Source organism: Vreelandella azerica (assembly GCF_013112225.1).
Lineage (GTDB): Bacteria > Pseudomonadota > Gammaproteobacteria > Pseudomonadales > Halomonadaceae > Vreelandella > Vreelandella azerica.
The window spans coordinates 296,270-310,334 of the sequence record NZ_JABFHI010000001.1 but is presented as its reverse complement, the minus strand read 5'-3'; the positions used below and the strand labels follow the sequence as shown (position 1 = coordinate 310,334).

Sequence of the window (14,065 nt, the reverse complement as noted above, 5' to 3'; positions counted from 1 at the left end):
ACAGCATGCGTCAATGCTCTCATGGCGATAGATAAAGGTTCTTGGAGCCTGACGCTGATACCTTATGTCAGGCACCGTGATTGCCACCGGCATGTTAAGCCTTGAGCGTCTGGGTATCAGGCGTCGGGTAATACCGCGCTCGGGTCCCCCACACGAATAAGCCCTCCCTCGCGACTTGCCAGTAACGCGTTCTGGCCAAAGTGGGCGCCCTTGAGTGCGGGCTGGGTATTCAACGCCACCAGGGTTTTCAACGGTTCGGCTGGAACGGATACCTGCGCGGTCTGCTGGTCAATGGTAGTCACCTTGCAGCGCTGGCAAGGCTCGCAGAAAACAAGCTCAGCCCCTTCGCCACCAGCGGCTGGCAGCGTCTGGATGCCGCCCCAACGATCCTCGCTCCAGGCTTCATCATGCTCAATCACGATATTAGGCCGAAAGCGGCTCATGGGCACCGCATCGAGGCCTTTTTCACTAAGCGCCTGGTTAAGCGCATGCAAAGAAGCCGTTGTGGTGACCAGGTAGGGGTAACCGTCGGCAAAAAGGTGTGCGCCTGCTGATGACCAAAAGCGTCTTCAGCCACAGCTCGGGTGAACCCATCAGCAAAGCGCATCAAGCGCAGCCCTTGTGCCGCTGACCCGAGGGCCGATTCAAGCCATTCAGTTATTTGAGGGCTTTCTGGCTGAGCCTGGCAATCATCCTGCCAGACGCGCACGCTCTGCGCCGCAGACGACGGCGTTTCCAGCGGCACCTCAATACTACCCGCCTGGGGGTGTGACAGTACCAAAGCGCTGTCGGTGATAGCGACTTTCAACGCTGCCAGGGCGGGCAATTGGCGCTGGGTGACAAAACATTGCTGGCGGTCAACCAGCATCCAGCGACGATCCCATTCAAACCCGTGGCGATACAGCCGTGCCTGATCAAGGCGAATACCTTGCATGGATTTGACCGGGTAACAGTAAAGCGCATTCACTTGCATTATGGCGTCTCCGATTTTACTACAAGGCGTTTTACCCAGAAGGGGCCAAACAGTTCAAAAAGAATGGTGGACGTCACCACAGTGGTGACGATCAAGGCACCATGCTCAGGAAAGCGCTCGGCGGCCAGCAACGCCATCCCCATGGCAACGCCTGCCTGGGGTAAAAGCCCCAGGCCAATACGTGGTTCAAGCCCCGTCACATTACGGCTCAACACGCGAACACCCAGATAACCACCCACAAATCTTCCCGATATGCGCAAGACAACATACGCCGCTATCGGCACAAGCGCGGCATGCAGATTGGCCAGATCCAGGCTGGCCCCGGCCAGCACAAAAAAGAACACCAGAAACGGCCATTCAATCTGCTCAATCTCGGCAAAGGAACGGGTATGGTGCGCTGAAACGTTCACCACCACAAAGCCGGCCACCATGGCCGCCAGCAAGGCAGAAACGTTGAGATAAGCAGATAGACCGGCAATCAATAACATCAGCGCCAGCGCTTCCGCCTGAGTGGGCCGCCCGGGTTTCAGTCGACCGGTCAGCCAGGCCGCGGGCAAGCCCAGTGCAATCCCCAACAAAACGCAACCGCCCAACTCCCAGAACGAATGCATCAGCGAACCTGTGCCACTATCCGCCAGGCTCACCCAGCTCATTGCCGCCATGGTCAGCCCGAAGATAATCACCCCCAGGCGTCATCAATGGCCACGATCCCTAACATCACCCGTGAATTAAGGTTGGTCTGGCCGCTTTCATCAATAGCTTCACTGACCGCAGCCGGGTCGGTCGCGACCGAAATGGCTGCCAGCGACGCGGCAACCGCCAGCGGGAAACCCAAGGCCCAAAGCCCAGCAAACACAACGGCCAGCGAGCCCAGCACCACAGCGGCCGAGAGCAGCACAATAATTCGCCCGGTTGATTTCAGGCGGGATAATGTCAGCTCGCCCCCAGCAAGAACGCCACCATCACCAGCGCCAGGTTGATCAGCGGCTCACGCAGACCTTCCAGAGGGGCTTTGGCTGAGCCAATCACCAACTGCTGAACGACCGCGTAGCCGACCCCTACCAACACTAACAAGGAAATACGCGGCAAGGCGGTGCGCCGTGACACCGTATCAACCACAATACTTAAAGACAGCAGCACTCCGAGCAGGATCAGCGCCAGGGTGCTGTCGTTAACGGCGTGAAGCTGAGCCTCGATATGGCTCAGTAATGTCATCATGATAAACCTTCTCTTGGGAGTTGATAATTCGCTTGGCGACACCACGTTTACATGATGGCATAACGCAGATGATCACGCAGGAAGGTGTTATTCATCCTCGCTTGCTATACCGCTTTCTGTGCCAAACATGGACACCGGTTAACAATCTGCTACGCTGCATCTGGTCGCAAATGACCATCAATAATAAGGAGTCCCCTCATGACAATTGAAAAAATCGCCTATCGTGCCCATGCCACCGCCACTGGTGGCCGTGAAGGCCATGCTGCCTCTTCCGACGGCGCGCTGGATGTCAAACTCAGCACGCCCACCGAGCTGGGTGGCCCAGGCGGTAATGGCACCAACCCTGAGCAGCTGTTTGCCGCAGGCTATTCCGCCTGCTTTCTGGGCGCCATGAAGCACGTCGCCAGCCAGGAAAAGATCCAGCTGCCGGAAGATGTCAAGATTGACGGCCATGTCGGCATTGGCCCGATCCCGACAGGCTTCGGGATTGAAGTCGAACTCAAGATCAGCCTGCCGGGCATGGACAAGGCACAGGCGCAAAGCCTGGTGGATAAAGCACATATTGTCTGCCCTTACTCCAATGCTACCCAGGGCAATATCGACGTCACCCTGACGCTGGTATAAGCCTGCGTTCGTACGTTGGGCATTGGTATTTTTGACAACTTGGTCCTTGAACAACATCACCGCGCGGCATTGCCCTGCGGTGATGTTGTTTATCGCCTGCAAACAGGTCTGAGACACACTGACGGCAAGGAGAAACTGATGAGCAACGCAACCTATACGCCCCCGCGGGTGTGGCAGTGGGAGCCGGGTAATGGCGGCGAGTTTGCCAATATCAACCGCCCTGTGGCCGGTGCGACGCATGAAAAAGCATTGCCGGTGGGTCGCCACCCCTTGCAGCTTTATTCCCTGGCGACCCCCAATGGTGTCAAGGTCACCATCCTGCTTGAGGAGCTGCTCGAAAAAGGCATCAGCGCCGAGTACGATGCCCACCTGATTCGCATCACTGAAGGCGAGCAGTTCAGCAGTGGTTTTGTCGAGGTTAACCCCAACTCGAAAATCCCGGCGCTGATGGATCACAGCACTCAGCCACCCCAGCGGGTATTCGAATCCGGCGCCATCCTGATTTACCTGGCCGAAAAATTTAACGCCTTCCTGCCTGAAGACCCGGCCAAGCGCACCGAATGCCTTTCCTGGCTATTCTGGCAGATGGGCAGCGCGCCCATGCTGGGCGGCGGTTTCGGGCACTTCTATGCCTATGCGCCAGAGCCGCTGGAGTATCCGATTGACCGCTTCACCATGGAGGTCAAGCGCCAGCTGGATGTCCTCGACCGCCACCTGGCAAACAACTGCTACATGGCCGGTGATAAATACACCATTGCCGATATGGCGATCTACCCCTGGTACGGCGCCCTGGTCAAGAACCGCGTCTATAATGCCGCCGAGTTCCTTGAAGCCCACACCTATACCCATGTGCAGCGCTGGGCCGACGAGATCGACGCCCGCCCCGCCGTGCAACGTGGCCGCATGGTCAATCGCACCTGGGGTGACCCCAGCGAGCAGCTGCACGAACGCCACAACGCCAGCGACTTTGAACTCAGGACCCAGGACAAGCTCGGCTGATACTGAACGACACGCCACGCAATACAAAGGGCCCGCCTGCTGGCGGGCCCTTACAGGTCAGGTTGAAGCGTTAACGATGGCTCAGGTTAACGATCACGCAGCAGCCACTGCGGGGTAATCTCATGCTGGCCATTGGCGTCGGTAATAAATAAAGACCCTTCACTGATCATTACCGCCCAGTCAATAGTACGCGACAAGCCCGAGGCTATGGCGCTCAGGCTTTCCTGCGGCAAGCTGGCCACATGCACATTCTTGAGCGACGACACCGCCGGTAACACCTTACTCTCCCAGATATCCACCCGCCCATACGCCAACAGCGACACCCGCTCTGCCCGGCGTGAGCACCAGGTCAGGCGCTCGGCGTCCGGCAGTCCGACTTCTATCCAGTGCAGCACGCGGCCATCCAGGCTTTTATCCCACAGGGCAGGCTCATCCACATCCGAAAGCCCGCGGCCAAAAGCCAGTGATTCGCTGTACCACAGAAGGTAAGCGATCAAGCGGCTGCACATCCGGTCTTCTGTTTCAGACGGATGGCGGGCCACGGTAAAACGCAGGGTGTCAAAGACGTTACGATCAAGGTCCGTCAGGTTCACATCAACTTTATACGGGGTCGCGCTCAACGCCATGGGAGACATCCATCTGAAATTTGCGCCAGTGTAGCGGATTTATCGCAACACTGGGGTTAAGGCTCATGCGAAAAAAAAAGGGTAGCCACTCGGCTACCCTTTTGGGGTCAGGAAACGTCACGGCTGACCCATCAGAAATCAGGCTTACGCTTTTCAACAAAGGCGCTCATGCCTTCTGTCTGCTCTTCTCCTGCGAAGCAGAAAGCAAACAGGCTGGTTTCCAGCGCCAGGGCGCTGTCGAGATCCTGATCCATGCCGTCGTGTACCGCCTGCTTGGCACCACGCACCGACTGCGGGCCGTTGCCCATCAGCTGCTTGGTCAGCTCTGCCACGTAGTCTTCAAGCTCCGCCTGGGGCATCACGCGGTTAACCAGGCCAATACGCAGGGCTTCATGGGCATCGATCTTGCGCCCTGTGGTCACCAGGTCCAGCGCCATGGCAGGCCCGACGCGGCGCGGCAGGCGCTGGGTGCCGCCGAAACCGGGGATAACACCCAGTAACACTTCCGGCTGACCGAAGATGGCGTTGTCGCTGGCAACTGCCCAGTCACAGGCCAGCGCCAGCTCGCAGCCGCCGCCCAGGCAGAAGCCGTTGACCAGTGCCACCACCGGGACCGGCAGGGTTTCCAGGCGCTTGATGGTGCGCAACGCCTGACCAGCGAAAGCACGCGCCTGCTCGGGGGTTTTGTCGCGCATTTCGGCAATATCTGCCCCGGCGACAAACGACTTTTCACCCGCGCCAGTGATCAAGACGGCACGTAGGCTGGGGTGCTGTTCCAGCTCGACCAGCTCTTTTTCCAGCGCGCTCAATACATCGCTGTTCAGGGCATTCAGCGCCTTGGGGCGATTGATCGTCAGACGAACCACACCGGCGTTATCAACCTTCTCGATGACGGCATCACTCATGGGAGCTCCTTATGTTTTTAAGTACATCTGTTTTTAAGTACATTTTTTTTATGCACGTTTGTTGTTGTGACTGTGTGTTGAACCAGAGGAATTATGGCCCAGAGAAATAAAACTGCCAGCTCAACCCTAGCGAACGCTTGGTTGGCTGGCAATCCCTTCTTTCCACTGAGCAGTGATTAATTATAGATGTGGAAGCCACGGCCTGACTTGCGGCCCAGGTAGCCCGCATCCACCATTCGCTTGAGCAGTGGACAGGGGCGGTATTTGGGGTCGCCAAAGCCGTTCTGCAGTACTTCCATGATCGCCAGGCACACATCCAGACCAATCAGGTCAGCCAGCGCCAGCGGCCCCATGGGGTGGGCTGCCCCCAGCTTCATCGCCTCATCCACAGCTTCCGGCGTGGCGGCACCTTCCTGGACCAGAAACGCGGCTTCGTTGATCATCGGCACCAGCAGGCGATTGACCGCAAAGCCTGGAGAATCCCCGACTGGAACGGCGGTTTTACCTAACGCCTTGGCCAGGTTCTGGATCTGCTCAACGGTGGCATCGCTGGTTTGCTCGGCACGAATCACCTCAACTAGCTTGAGCACCGGCACCGGATTGAAGAAGTGCATACCAACCACCCGCTCAGGGCGCTCGCAGACGGCTGCCAATCGGGTCAGTGACAGCGACGAAGTATTGGAGGCCAGAATCGCCTGACTGCTAAGGTTACTCAGATCGCGAAACAGCTTTTCCTTGAGGGCTGGCTGCTCCGGCGCGGCTTCAATGATAATCGCGCAATCGGCCAGGGCTTCCAGTGCTGTAGTGGTGGAAAGCCGAGCCATAGCAGCGTCTTTGTCGTCCGCCGACATTTTTTCCTTGCTAACCAGCTTGCCAAGCCCTTTCTCAATATTGGCCTGAGCACGGGTCAGCTGCTCATCAGCCACATCATAAAGGCGGGTAGCAAAGCCGCTGGCAGCCACCACCTGGGCAATCCCCTGACCCATGGTGCCGGCGCCTACGACACCAATCATCTGTTCGCTCATAATGTGCTCCTGTATACGTTCGGGTAAGATCTGGCTCGGTTACTGATTGCGGGCTTCGTCACGTAATACAAATTTCTGGATCTTGCCAGTGGAGGTCTTCGGCAGGTCGCTGAAAATGATCGTTTTGGGCAGCTTGTAACTCGCCAGCCGCTCGCGGCAGTGGGCAATGATGTCCTCTTCGGTCACTTCGCCATAACCAATCTTCAGCTTGACGAAAGCACAGGGCGTTTCACCCCATTTCTCATCTGGCTTGGCGACGACCGCCGCTTCTTCCACCGCCGGGTGGGAATAGATGGCATCTTCCACCTCAATGGTGGAAATGTTCTCACCGCCAGAGATGATGATGTCTTTGGAGCGATCCTTGATTTCGATATAACCATCGGCGTGCCAGACGGCCAGATCGCCGGTATGGTACCAGCCACCCTCCAACGCCTGCTCGGTGGCTGCCTTGTTCTTGAGGTAGCCTTTCATGACGTTGTTGCCGCGCATCATGATCTCGCCCATTGTCTTGCCATCCTTGGGCACCGGCTCCAGGGTGTTGGGGTCGGCCACGCACAGTGCTTCCAGCATGTGGTAGCGCACCCCCTGACGGGCTTTCAGGCGTGCGCGCTCTTCCAGCGGCAGCTCGTTCCAGGCATCATGCCAGGCGCAAACGGTGACCGGCCCGTACACTTCGGTCAGGCCGTACACATGGGTGACTTCAATGCCCAGTGCTTCCACCCCGGAGATCACCGAAGCGGGCGGCGCGGCCCCTGCGGTGGTGACCTTGATAGTATGTTCGAACTGGCACTGATCCTCTTTGGGCAGGTTGATCAGGCCGTTGAGAATAATCGGCGCGCCGCTGAAGTGAGTCACTTTTTCCTGCTGAATCAGCTGCATGATGCGTTTTGGGTCCACCTTGCGCAAGCAGACGCTAACCCCAGCGTTGGCAGCAATCGTCCACGGGAAGCACCAGCCGTTGCAGTGAAACATGGGCAGCGTCCACAGATAGACCGGATGATGGGGCATGGCCCATTCCAGAATATTGCTTACCGCGTTCAGATAAGCACCGCGATGGTGATAGACCACGCCTTTGGGCTTGCCAGTGGTGCCGGAGGTATAGTTCAGAGAAATCGCCTGCCATTCGTCTTCGGGCAGCTGATAGGGGTAATCAGCATCGCCTTCTGCCAATAGCGCTTCGTACTCCACCTCGCCGATACCCGGCACAGCGCCGAGAAATTCTTCATCGGCCACGTCAATCAGCAGCGGCTTGGTGTCCAGGGTTTCCACTGCGGCCTTGACCACATCGGCAAACTCCGGGTCCACCAGCACCGCCTTAGCCTCCCCATGGGCCAGCATATAGCCAATAGCCTCGGCATCCAGGCGGATGTTCAGGGTGTTCAGCACGCAGCCCGCCAGCGGCACGCCAAAATGCGCTTCAAACATGGCCGGTACGTTGGGCAGCATGGCCGCTACCGTATCCCCGGCTTGAGGCCACGCCCGGCCAGGGCGGAGGCCAGCTGGCGGCAGCGCGCCCAGGTCTCGGCCCAGCTGCGGCGGATCTCGCCATGCACAACGGCGGGGTAATCCGGATATACGCTGGCAGAGCGCTCGATAAAGGTCAGTGGCGAAAGCGCAACATGGTTAGCCTGTACTTTAGGCAAATCCTGTTCAAAAATTGACATGCTGATAATCTCTTCTGATTGTTGGATGACGTTTCTAAACAATGCCTATACTTGGGCGTCAAAAGCATGCAGGCATTGCATACCGGACTCAATCACGGCGCGCTGGGCGCGACCCACCGGTAGCCATTGGCTGATCACATACTCGGCACAGGCCAGCTTATGGGGGTAGAAAGGATCATCGCTGCCCTGATCCATCGCGGCCTGGGCCTTGAGCGCTGCTTCGCCCATCTGCCAAGCACACAGCAGGTGGCCCGCCAGATTCAGAAACGGCGTGGCATACGCCTGCACGGCATCAACACCCTCAGCCTGGCCCTGCTCCAGCACCCGTTTCATGGCGGCGCGTAAATCACCGTTGCCAGCCGCAAGGGCGTCTCCCAGGCTGGACAGCGACGGCTGCGCCTTGAGCTGCTCGGCCGTGGCATCCACATCATCCATCAACGCAGTCAACGCCGCGCCGTTATCACGCTGCAGTTTACGCCCAGCCAGATCCAGCGCCTGAATGCCGTTGGTGCCTTCATAAATAGGCGCTATGCGCGCATCCCGCAACAGTTGAGCGGCCCCGGTTTCTTCCACATAGCCCATGCCGCCATGTACCTGAATCCCCATGGAGGCAATATCCACGGCCTGATCGGTCGAGAAACTCTTGATCACCGGAATCAGTACATCTACCCGCGCCTGGGCCCTCTCGCGTTCGGCATCAGAGGCACCGTGGCGGGCACTATCCAGCTCGGCGGCGCAGGTCAGCGCCAGAGCGCGTAGGGCATCGGTGCGGGCGCGCATGGAAAGCAGCATGCGGCGCACGTCAAGATGATCACTGATTGAACAGTCCGACTTACCAGAGCGCGGGCTACGCCCCTGGGTGCGGTCAAGGGCGTAGGCAACCGCATGCTGGCAGGCGCGCTCAGCGAGCCCGATGCCCTGTACACCCACCTTGTGGCGCGCTTCGTTCATCATGGTGAACATATGATTCAGGCCACGGCCTTCTTCACCCACCAGATAACCAATCGCCCCGTCTTTTTCACCGAAGCTCAAGGTGCAGGTAGGTGAGCCGTGAATGCCCAGCTTGTGCTCGATGGAAGCACAGGTCACATCGTTACGCTCGCCCAGTGAGCCATCGGCATTAACTAAAAGCTTCGGCACCAGAAATAACGAGATGCCCTTGTTGCCTTCCGGGGCATCCGGCTTGCGGGCCAGCACCAGATGAATAATGTTCTCGGCAGCGTCGTGTTCGCCCCAGGTGATATAGATTTTCTGTCCGCTGATGCGGTAGTGGTTACCCTCAGGTACTGCCTTGGTGCGCACCTTGGAAAGATCCGAGCCGGCCTGGGGTTCGGTCAGGTTCATAGTCCCCGTCCAGGTGCCTTCCACCAGCTTGGGCAGGTAGAGCGCTTTCTGCTCATCGCTGCCGTGGTGGGCGATAGCTTCAATGGCGCCAGCGGTCAGCATGGGGCACAGGCCCAGCGCCATATTGGCGCCGTGGAGCATTTCCTGAACGGCACTGGCCACCACCTCGGGCAGATTCTGGCCGCCCAGGGCTTCAGAAACGCCAATCCCGTTCCAGCCACCCTCAGCATAAGCCTGATAGGCCTCGGCAAAGCCCGGCGCAGTGGTAATACTGCCATCTTCATGGCGCTGGGTGCCCTGCTTGTCGCCCACGTCGTTGAGCGGCGCCCAGACGTCGTTGGCCAGCTTGGCGGCTTCTTCAAGAACGGCGTCAATCAGATCCGGGGAGGCTTCTTCAAACCCCGGCAGGGCCAGCGAGCGGTGAGAGAGTAGTTCTTCAAGCACAAAGCGCATATCGCGCACGGGAGCGGCGTAGTAATTCATGCGGGGCCTCGATGAAAATGGCGGAATTAGTAAATATTCTACGCGAGATAGTAGATTCCCTAGTGCTGGCAGACCATTCACCTAACGTCTTAGAGGCGCTTGAGGTCAATTTTCTTTTGCAAAACGTGTAAGGTTGGTACAAGAACGCTCACTGAGCGTTAAAGACACTTGTAAGATTACGCTTTCAGCCATCAACAAGAGCACTCCATGTCAACATCTTTTGAGGCACAGCAGCAGGCCCTGGCCGCACAGCTGAAACTGGCAGGCATTGACTACCAGTATTTGTCGGCCATGGCGGACACCGGCCTGGCCCATGACCATATCTGGATTCACCGCACCGGCGATGACTGGGTCGCTCGGCTTCCCAAACAGAGCCAGATGGACCTGGGCCCCGCCGATAACCTGGCCTATGAAGCCGCCTGCTATGAGCGCGCCAGCGCCGGTGGTCATGTTCCCCGGCTGCACGGCATTCTACCGGTTAGCGAGACGCTGCCCCGTGGCGGCTTAGTGGTTGACGCCATTGAAGGCCGCTTGGCGCAACTGCCGGAAGATCTACCGCGCATCGCGGAAACCCTGGCCAGCCTTCACCAGCTGCCTTTACCGAAACACACAGCGCCGCTGCTGGCACCCGACGACCCCTGGCAAGCGATGCGCGAGGAAGTCAGCCGCCAGGCCGAATGGCTGAACAAGGCCGACCTGAACCCGGATACCATCGCGCGGGTGCGTGACGAACTCGATGCCCTGCCGGTTACCCTGCCGGATTCAAAACGCTGCCTGATCAGTTTTGATACCCACCCAGGTAATTTCCTGATCACTCAGGATGGTCAGGCCGTGCTGGTCGATCTGGAAAAATGCCGTTACGGACTGCCGGGGATTGATCTGGCTCACACCTCGCTTTACACCTCAACCACCTGGGACGTGAACAGCCAGGCGGTGCTCACCCACGATCAGGTGATTGACTTTTATCGCCGCTGGCAGGCGCGCATGGGCCAATCACCCAGCGCACAAACCCTGATCGCTTGTCGCCGGGCCACCTGGTTATGGTCACTGACCTGGTGTGCCAAATGGCGCGCCCAGCATTTACACAGCAAAGATGCTGAGCACCGCGGCCAGGACTGGTCGGCAGAGCTGACCGATGCCAGCGTGATTGCCCATGTGCGTGATCGGGTCGAACACTATCTGTCGCCAGCGGCCATCGAACACGTTCACAACGAACTCCTTCACCTGCAAACAACGCTCTAGCACCTGATTTGACGAGGTTCATGATGAAACGTAAGACTCTACTTTCGGCGGTTATCGCTACCGCCATGCTGGCCGCTGCACTGCCCGGCGCACTCCCTGCTGTGGCCGCACCTGACCCGGATAATTGGCAGAAGGTGCTGGAAGAGGCCGATGGCCAGACCGTCTACTGGAACGCCTGGGGCGGCGATGCGCGCACCAACCGCTATATCGCCTGGGTCGCCGAGCAGATGCAGGCAGACTTCGGGGTCGAGGTAGAGCACGTCAAACTGGACGACACCAGCAGCGCGGTGGCACGGGTACTGGGGGAAAAACAGGCTGGCAATGACGACGAGGGCAGTATCGATCTGATCTGGATCAACGGTGAAAACTTCGCCGCCATGCGCGAACAGGATCTGCTGTTCGGGCCCTTCGCCGATGCGCTGCCCCACTTTGCCCTGACCGACCCGGACAACAACCCGGAAGTAGTTACCGACTTCACCCTGCCCACTGACGGCTACGAATCCCCCTGGGGCAAGGCGCAGATTACCTTTTATTATGACAGCGCCCAGGTAGACGCACCGCCCCAGAGCATTGACGCCCTGCTAGCATGGGCCAAGCAAAACCCTGGCCAATTCAGCTACCCGCGGATTCCCGACTTTACCGGCAGCACCTTCCTGAAACAGGCGCTGATCGAACTCAGTGACCAGGACGCTGCGCTTTACCAGCCGGTGGAAGATAGCGACTTTGCAGAAATCACCGCGCCGCTATGGGCCTACCTGGATGAGCTGCATCCCCACCTGTGGCGCAGCGGTCGCAGCTTTCCCGATTCCGGCCCCAACCTGCGCACCCTGATGAGTGATGGCGAGCTCAGCCTGGCGTTTTCCTTCTACCCCACCGATGCGGCCGTGGCCGTCATGGAGTATGAGCTGCCCCCTAGCGTGCGCAGCTATGTGTTGGAAGATGGCACTCTGGGCAACGTTCACTTTGTGGCCATTCCCTATAACTCACCCCACAAGGCAGGCGCCATGGCGCTGGCCAACTTCCTGCTGTCGCCAGAAGCACAGGCACAAAAGCAGTCGCTGGACATGTGGGGTGACCGCAGCGTGCTGGCCATCGGCCAGCTGGACGACAGCGATCAGGCCATGTTCGAGCAGGGCGAACAGCACCCCTCAGCACTACCCGTTGATGCACTTTCCAACACCCTGGCCGAGCCTCACCCCAGCTGGATGACAGCGCTGCAGGACACCTGGCTTGAGCGCTATGGTGTCAACTAATAGGGGTGTCAACTGATGATGGTGGTAACTGATTGATGTTGCGCTATGTGCCGGTCCTGATGATTGCCCTGCTGGTGATCCCGGTCACTGCAGGGCTGGGTATGGTACTGCTGCCTGCCTTTGGCTATCTACCGGTGCTGGGTGGCGAGCAGTTGAGCCTTGCGCCCTGGCAGGCCCTGTTCAGCCAGCCGGGGCTATGGCGCTCGGTGGCTGTCAGCTTTTCCAGCGGCCTCGCCAGCACGGCGCTGGCTCTGCTGGTCGTGGTGCTGTTTCTAGCCGCCAGCCAAGGCACCTTGTTGGATCGCAGCCTACGTCGCCTGGTCTCACCCCTGCTGGCGATTCCCCATGCTGCCGTGGCCTTTGGTTTTGCCTTTCTGATCGCCCCTTCAGGGCTGATGGCCCGGTTGATTTCTCCCTGGCCGTCCGGCTGGCAAAGCCCGCCGGATGCGCTGATTGTCAATGACCCCTGGGGGCTGGCATTAACCTTTGGCCTGGTGCTCAAGGAAGCGCCCTTTCTGCTGCTGATGAGCCTGGCGGCACTGCCACAGCTGCAGGCTGACAAGCGCCTGCAACTGGCGCGTTCACTGGGTTATGCCCCGACCATTGCCTGGCTGAAAGTGATCCTTCCCGCTCTCTACCCGCTGATTCGCCTGCCGGTGTATGCCGTGATTGCCTATGCCACCTCGGTAGTAGATATGGCGCTGATACTCGGCCCACGGCTGCCCTCGACCCTGAGTGTCTCGATTCTGGGCTGGTTCAACGACCCGGATATCACCCGGCGCTTTATGGCATCAGCGGCCGCAGTACTCCAGCTTGGCGTCACCCTGGCCGCCCTTATCAGCTGGTGGCTGCTGGAACAGTTGGTTCGGCGGTTTAGCCGACACTGGCTAACCAACGGCAGCCGCCGCCGCGGCGCGGCAACGCTAACAGTGGCAGGCCGTGGTGGCTTGGCCTTGACCAGCCTGACCGCCCTTGCGGCTCTGCTCGGCCTGGCGCTGTTTTCAGTGGCCGGTTTCTGGCGCTTTCCGGAGTTTTTACCGCAATCCCTGGTGCTTGATCACTGGCAGCGCAGCGCCGCCATGCTGGCAGCGCCCCTGGTCACCACTGGGGTGATTGCACTGGTCGCCACCGGCCTGGCGACCCTGCTGGTGGTGGCCGCGCTGGAAAACGAACAGCGTCAGCACCTTCATCCCCGCCGGGCACTATGGCTGTTATATTTACCCCTGCTGGTACCGCAGATCGCCTTTCTGTTCGGCCTGGTAGTAGCTGCTGAACAGATCGGCGTGCGTCCGCAGCTTCTGTTGGTAGTCGCAGGACATGCACTCTTTGTACTGCCCTATGTGTATCTCTCCCTGGGCGAGTCTTATCGGCGCCTGGACCCACGCTGGTTACAGGTCGCCCAATCACTTGGCATCTCCCGCAACCGGGCATTCTGGAAGGTTCGCCTGCCGCTGCTGCTGGCGCCACTGCTGACGGCAGTGGCCGTCGGCCTGGCGGTAAGCATCGGCCAGTATCTGCCGACTCAACTTCTTGGCGCAGGAAGGGTCACAACGGTAACCACCGAAGCCGTCGCCCTGGCCTCTGGCGGCAACCGACGTCTGATCGGCGTCTGGGCGCTGGTACAGGCAGGCCTGCCGCTGATCGGCTTTATCATCGCCCTGGCGCTGCCCCGCTGGCTAGGTGTCACCCAGCGGGAATCCAATCGTTAA

General features: G+C 59.1%; 14 protein-coding genes and 1 pseudogene. 5 read left to right on the top strand and 10 right to left on the bottom strand.

Going from position 1 to position 14,065, the window contains the following annotated elements; all coding sequences use genetic code 11:
- Window positions 1–116: 116 nt before the first annotated feature.
- From HLB35_RS16820 to HLB35_RS16345, 5 genes are read right to left on the bottom strand one after another with little or no spacing between them, the layout of a single operon-like run.
- A complete protein-coding gene (locus HLB35_RS16820; RefSeq protein WP_235936934.1) occupies window positions 117–494 on the bottom strand; it encodes an MOSC domain-containing protein in 378 nt (125 codons plus the stop codon).
- On the bottom strand, window positions 440–973 hold the full coding sequence (locus tag HLB35_RS16815; RefSeq protein WP_235936933.1) for an MOSC N-terminal beta barrel domain-containing protein: 534 nt from the start codon (window positions 971–973) through the stop codon (window positions 440–442). Before HLB35_RS16815 ends, HLB35_RS16820 begins: the two co-directional genes overlap by 55 nt.
- Entirely contained in the window at window positions 973–1,656 is a 684-nt protein-coding gene (locus HLB35_RS16355) for a cation:proton antiporter (RefSeq protein ID WP_216601347.1), read from the bottom strand. The genes HLB35_RS16815 and HLB35_RS16355 overlap by 1 nt, the downstream gene beginning before the upstream one ends.
- Entirely contained in the window at window positions 1,653–1,871 is a 219-nt protein-coding gene (locus tag HLB35_RS17785; protein WP_328730747.1) for a hypothetical protein, read from the bottom strand. The genes HLB35_RS16355 and HLB35_RS17785 overlap by 4 nt, the downstream gene beginning before the upstream one ends.
- Before the next feature lie 35 nt (window positions 1,872–1,906).
- Window positions 1,907–2,191, bottom strand: coding sequence for a hypothetical protein (locus HLB35_RS16345; protein ID WP_216601346.1), 285 nt, complete (start codon window positions 2,189–2,191; stop codon window positions 1,907–1,909).
- A 198-nt stretch (window positions 2,192–2,389) separates the two neighbouring features.
- Between HLB35_RS16345 and HLB35_RS01500 the strand changes: the two genes are divergently transcribed.
- A complete protein-coding gene (locus tag HLB35_RS01500; RefSeq protein WP_171701243.1) occupies window positions 2,390–2,815 on the top strand; it encodes an organic hydroperoxide resistance protein in 426 nt (141 codons plus the stop codon).
- A 138-nt stretch (window positions 2,816–2,953) separates the two neighbouring features.
- Window positions 2,954–3,814, top strand: coding sequence for a glutathione-dependent disulfide-bond oxidoreductase (gene yghU, locus HLB35_RS01495; RefSeq protein WP_171701242.1), 861 nt, complete (start codon window positions 2,954–2,956; stop codon window positions 3,812–3,814).
- Window positions 3,815–3,900: 86 nt separating this feature from the next.
- On the opposite strand, the gene HLB35_RS01490 is transcribed toward yghU, so the two are convergent.
- The 5 genes and pseudogenes from HLB35_RS01490 to HLB35_RS01470 all read right to left on the bottom strand — a co-directional run bounded on the left by HLB35_RS01490 (window position 3,901) and on the right by HLB35_RS01470 (window position 9,861).
- The gene (locus tag HLB35_RS01490; protein WP_171701241.1) at window positions 3,901–4,440 is read right to left on the bottom strand and encodes a YaeQ family protein; all 540 of its coding nucleotides are present in this window, start codon (window positions 4,438–4,440) and stop codon (window positions 3,901–3,903) included.
- Window positions 4,441–4,571: 131 nt separating this feature from the next.
- Window positions 4,572–5,345 (bottom strand): enoyl-CoA hydratase-related protein, encoded by a 774-nt coding sequence (locus HLB35_RS01485; protein ID WP_171701240.1) that lies wholly within the window; start codon window positions 5,343–5,345, stop codon window positions 4,572–4,574.
- Window positions 5,346–5,521: 176 nt separating this feature from the next.
- Window positions 5,522–6,370 carry a 3-hydroxybutyryl-CoA dehydrogenase gene (locus HLB35_RS01480; RefSeq protein ID WP_171701239.1) on the bottom strand — a complete coding sequence of 283 codons (849 nt, stop codon included), beginning with the start codon at window positions 6,368–6,370 and terminating at the stop codon, window positions 5,522–5,524.
- Between the two features lie 39 nt (window positions 6,371–6,409).
- A pseudogene (locus HLB35_RS01475) lies at window positions 6,410–8,040 on the bottom strand (acyl-CoA synthetase).
- Window positions 8,041–8,079: 39 nt separating this feature from the next.
- Window positions 8,080–9,861 carry an acyl-CoA dehydrogenase gene (locus HLB35_RS01470; RefSeq protein ID WP_171701238.1) on the bottom strand — a complete coding sequence of 594 codons (1,782 nt, stop codon included), beginning with the start codon at window positions 9,859–9,861 and terminating at the stop codon, window positions 8,080–8,082.
- Between the two features lie 207 nt (window positions 9,862–10,068).
- Here HLB35_RS01470 and HLB35_RS01465 point away from each other — a divergent pair, with 207 nt between their 5' ends.
- Genes HLB35_RS01465 through HLB35_RS01455 form a run of 3 tightly spaced genes read left to right on the top strand, consistent with a single transcriptional unit; the run spans window position 10,069 to window position 14,065 of the window.
- Complete coding sequence (locus tag HLB35_RS01465) at window positions 10,069–11,103, top strand: phosphotransferase family protein (protein WP_171701237.1); 1,035 nt, start codon at window positions 10,069–10,071, stop codon at window positions 11,101–11,103.
- A 20-nt stretch (window positions 11,104–11,123) separates the two neighbouring features.
- Window positions 11,124–12,356, top strand: a complete 1,233-nt coding sequence (locus tag HLB35_RS01460; RefSeq protein ID WP_422822402.1) for an ABC transporter substrate-binding protein — start codon at window positions 11,124–11,126, stop codon at window positions 12,354–12,356.
- Window positions 12,357–12,391: 35 nt separating this feature from the next.
- Window positions 12,392–14,065 carry an ABC transporter permease gene (locus HLB35_RS01455; RefSeq protein WP_171701574.1) on the top strand — a complete coding sequence of 558 codons (1,674 nt, stop codon included), beginning with the start codon at window positions 12,392–12,394 and terminating at the stop codon, window positions 14,063–14,065.

Excerpts from the sequence above, each read along its gene's own strand:
- HLB35_RS01455 (WP_171701574.1), top strand. The coding sequence starts at position 12,392 with ATGTTGCGCTATGTGCCGGTCCTGATGATTGCCCTGCTGGTGATCCCG.
- HLB35_RS01470 (WP_171701238.1), bottom strand. The coding sequence starts at position 9,861 with ATGAATTACTACGCCGCTCCCGTGCGCGATATGCGCTTTGTGCTTGAA.
- HLB35_RS01485 (WP_171701240.1), bottom strand. The coding sequence starts at position 5,345 with ATGAGTGATGCCGTCATCGAGAAGGTTGATAACGCCGGTGTGGTTCGT.
- HLB35_RS16815 (WP_235936933.1), bottom strand. The coding sequence starts at position 973 with ATGCAAGTGAATGCGCTTTACTGTTACCCGGTCAAATCCATGCAAGGT.
- HLB35_RS01460 (WP_422822402.1), top strand. The coding sequence starts at position 11,124 with ATGATGAAACGTAAGACTCTACTTTCGGCGGTTATCGCTACCGCCATG.
- HLB35_RS01480 (WP_171701239.1), bottom strand. The coding sequence starts at position 6,370 with ATGAGCGAACAGATGATTGGTGTCGTAGGCGCCGGCACCATGGGTCAG.
- HLB35_RS16345 (WP_216601346.1), bottom strand. The coding sequence starts at position 2,191 with ATGATGACATTACTGAGCCATATCGAGGCTCAGCTTCACGCCGTTAAC.
- HLB35_RS01465 (WP_171701237.1), top strand. The coding sequence starts at position 10,069 with ATGTCAACATCTTTTGAGGCACAGCAGCAGGCCCTGGCCGCACAGCTG.
- yghU (WP_171701242.1), top strand. The coding sequence starts at position 2,954 with ATGAGCAACGCAACCTATACGCCCCCGCGGGTGTGGCAGTGGGAGCCG.
- HLB35_RS01500 (WP_171701243.1), top strand. The coding sequence starts at position 2,390 with ATGACAATTGAAAAAATCGCCTATCGTGCCCATGCCACCGCCACTGGT.
- HLB35_RS01490 (WP_171701241.1), bottom strand. The coding sequence starts at position 4,440 with ATGGCGTTGAGCGCGACCCCGTATAAAGTTGATGTGAACCTGACGGAC.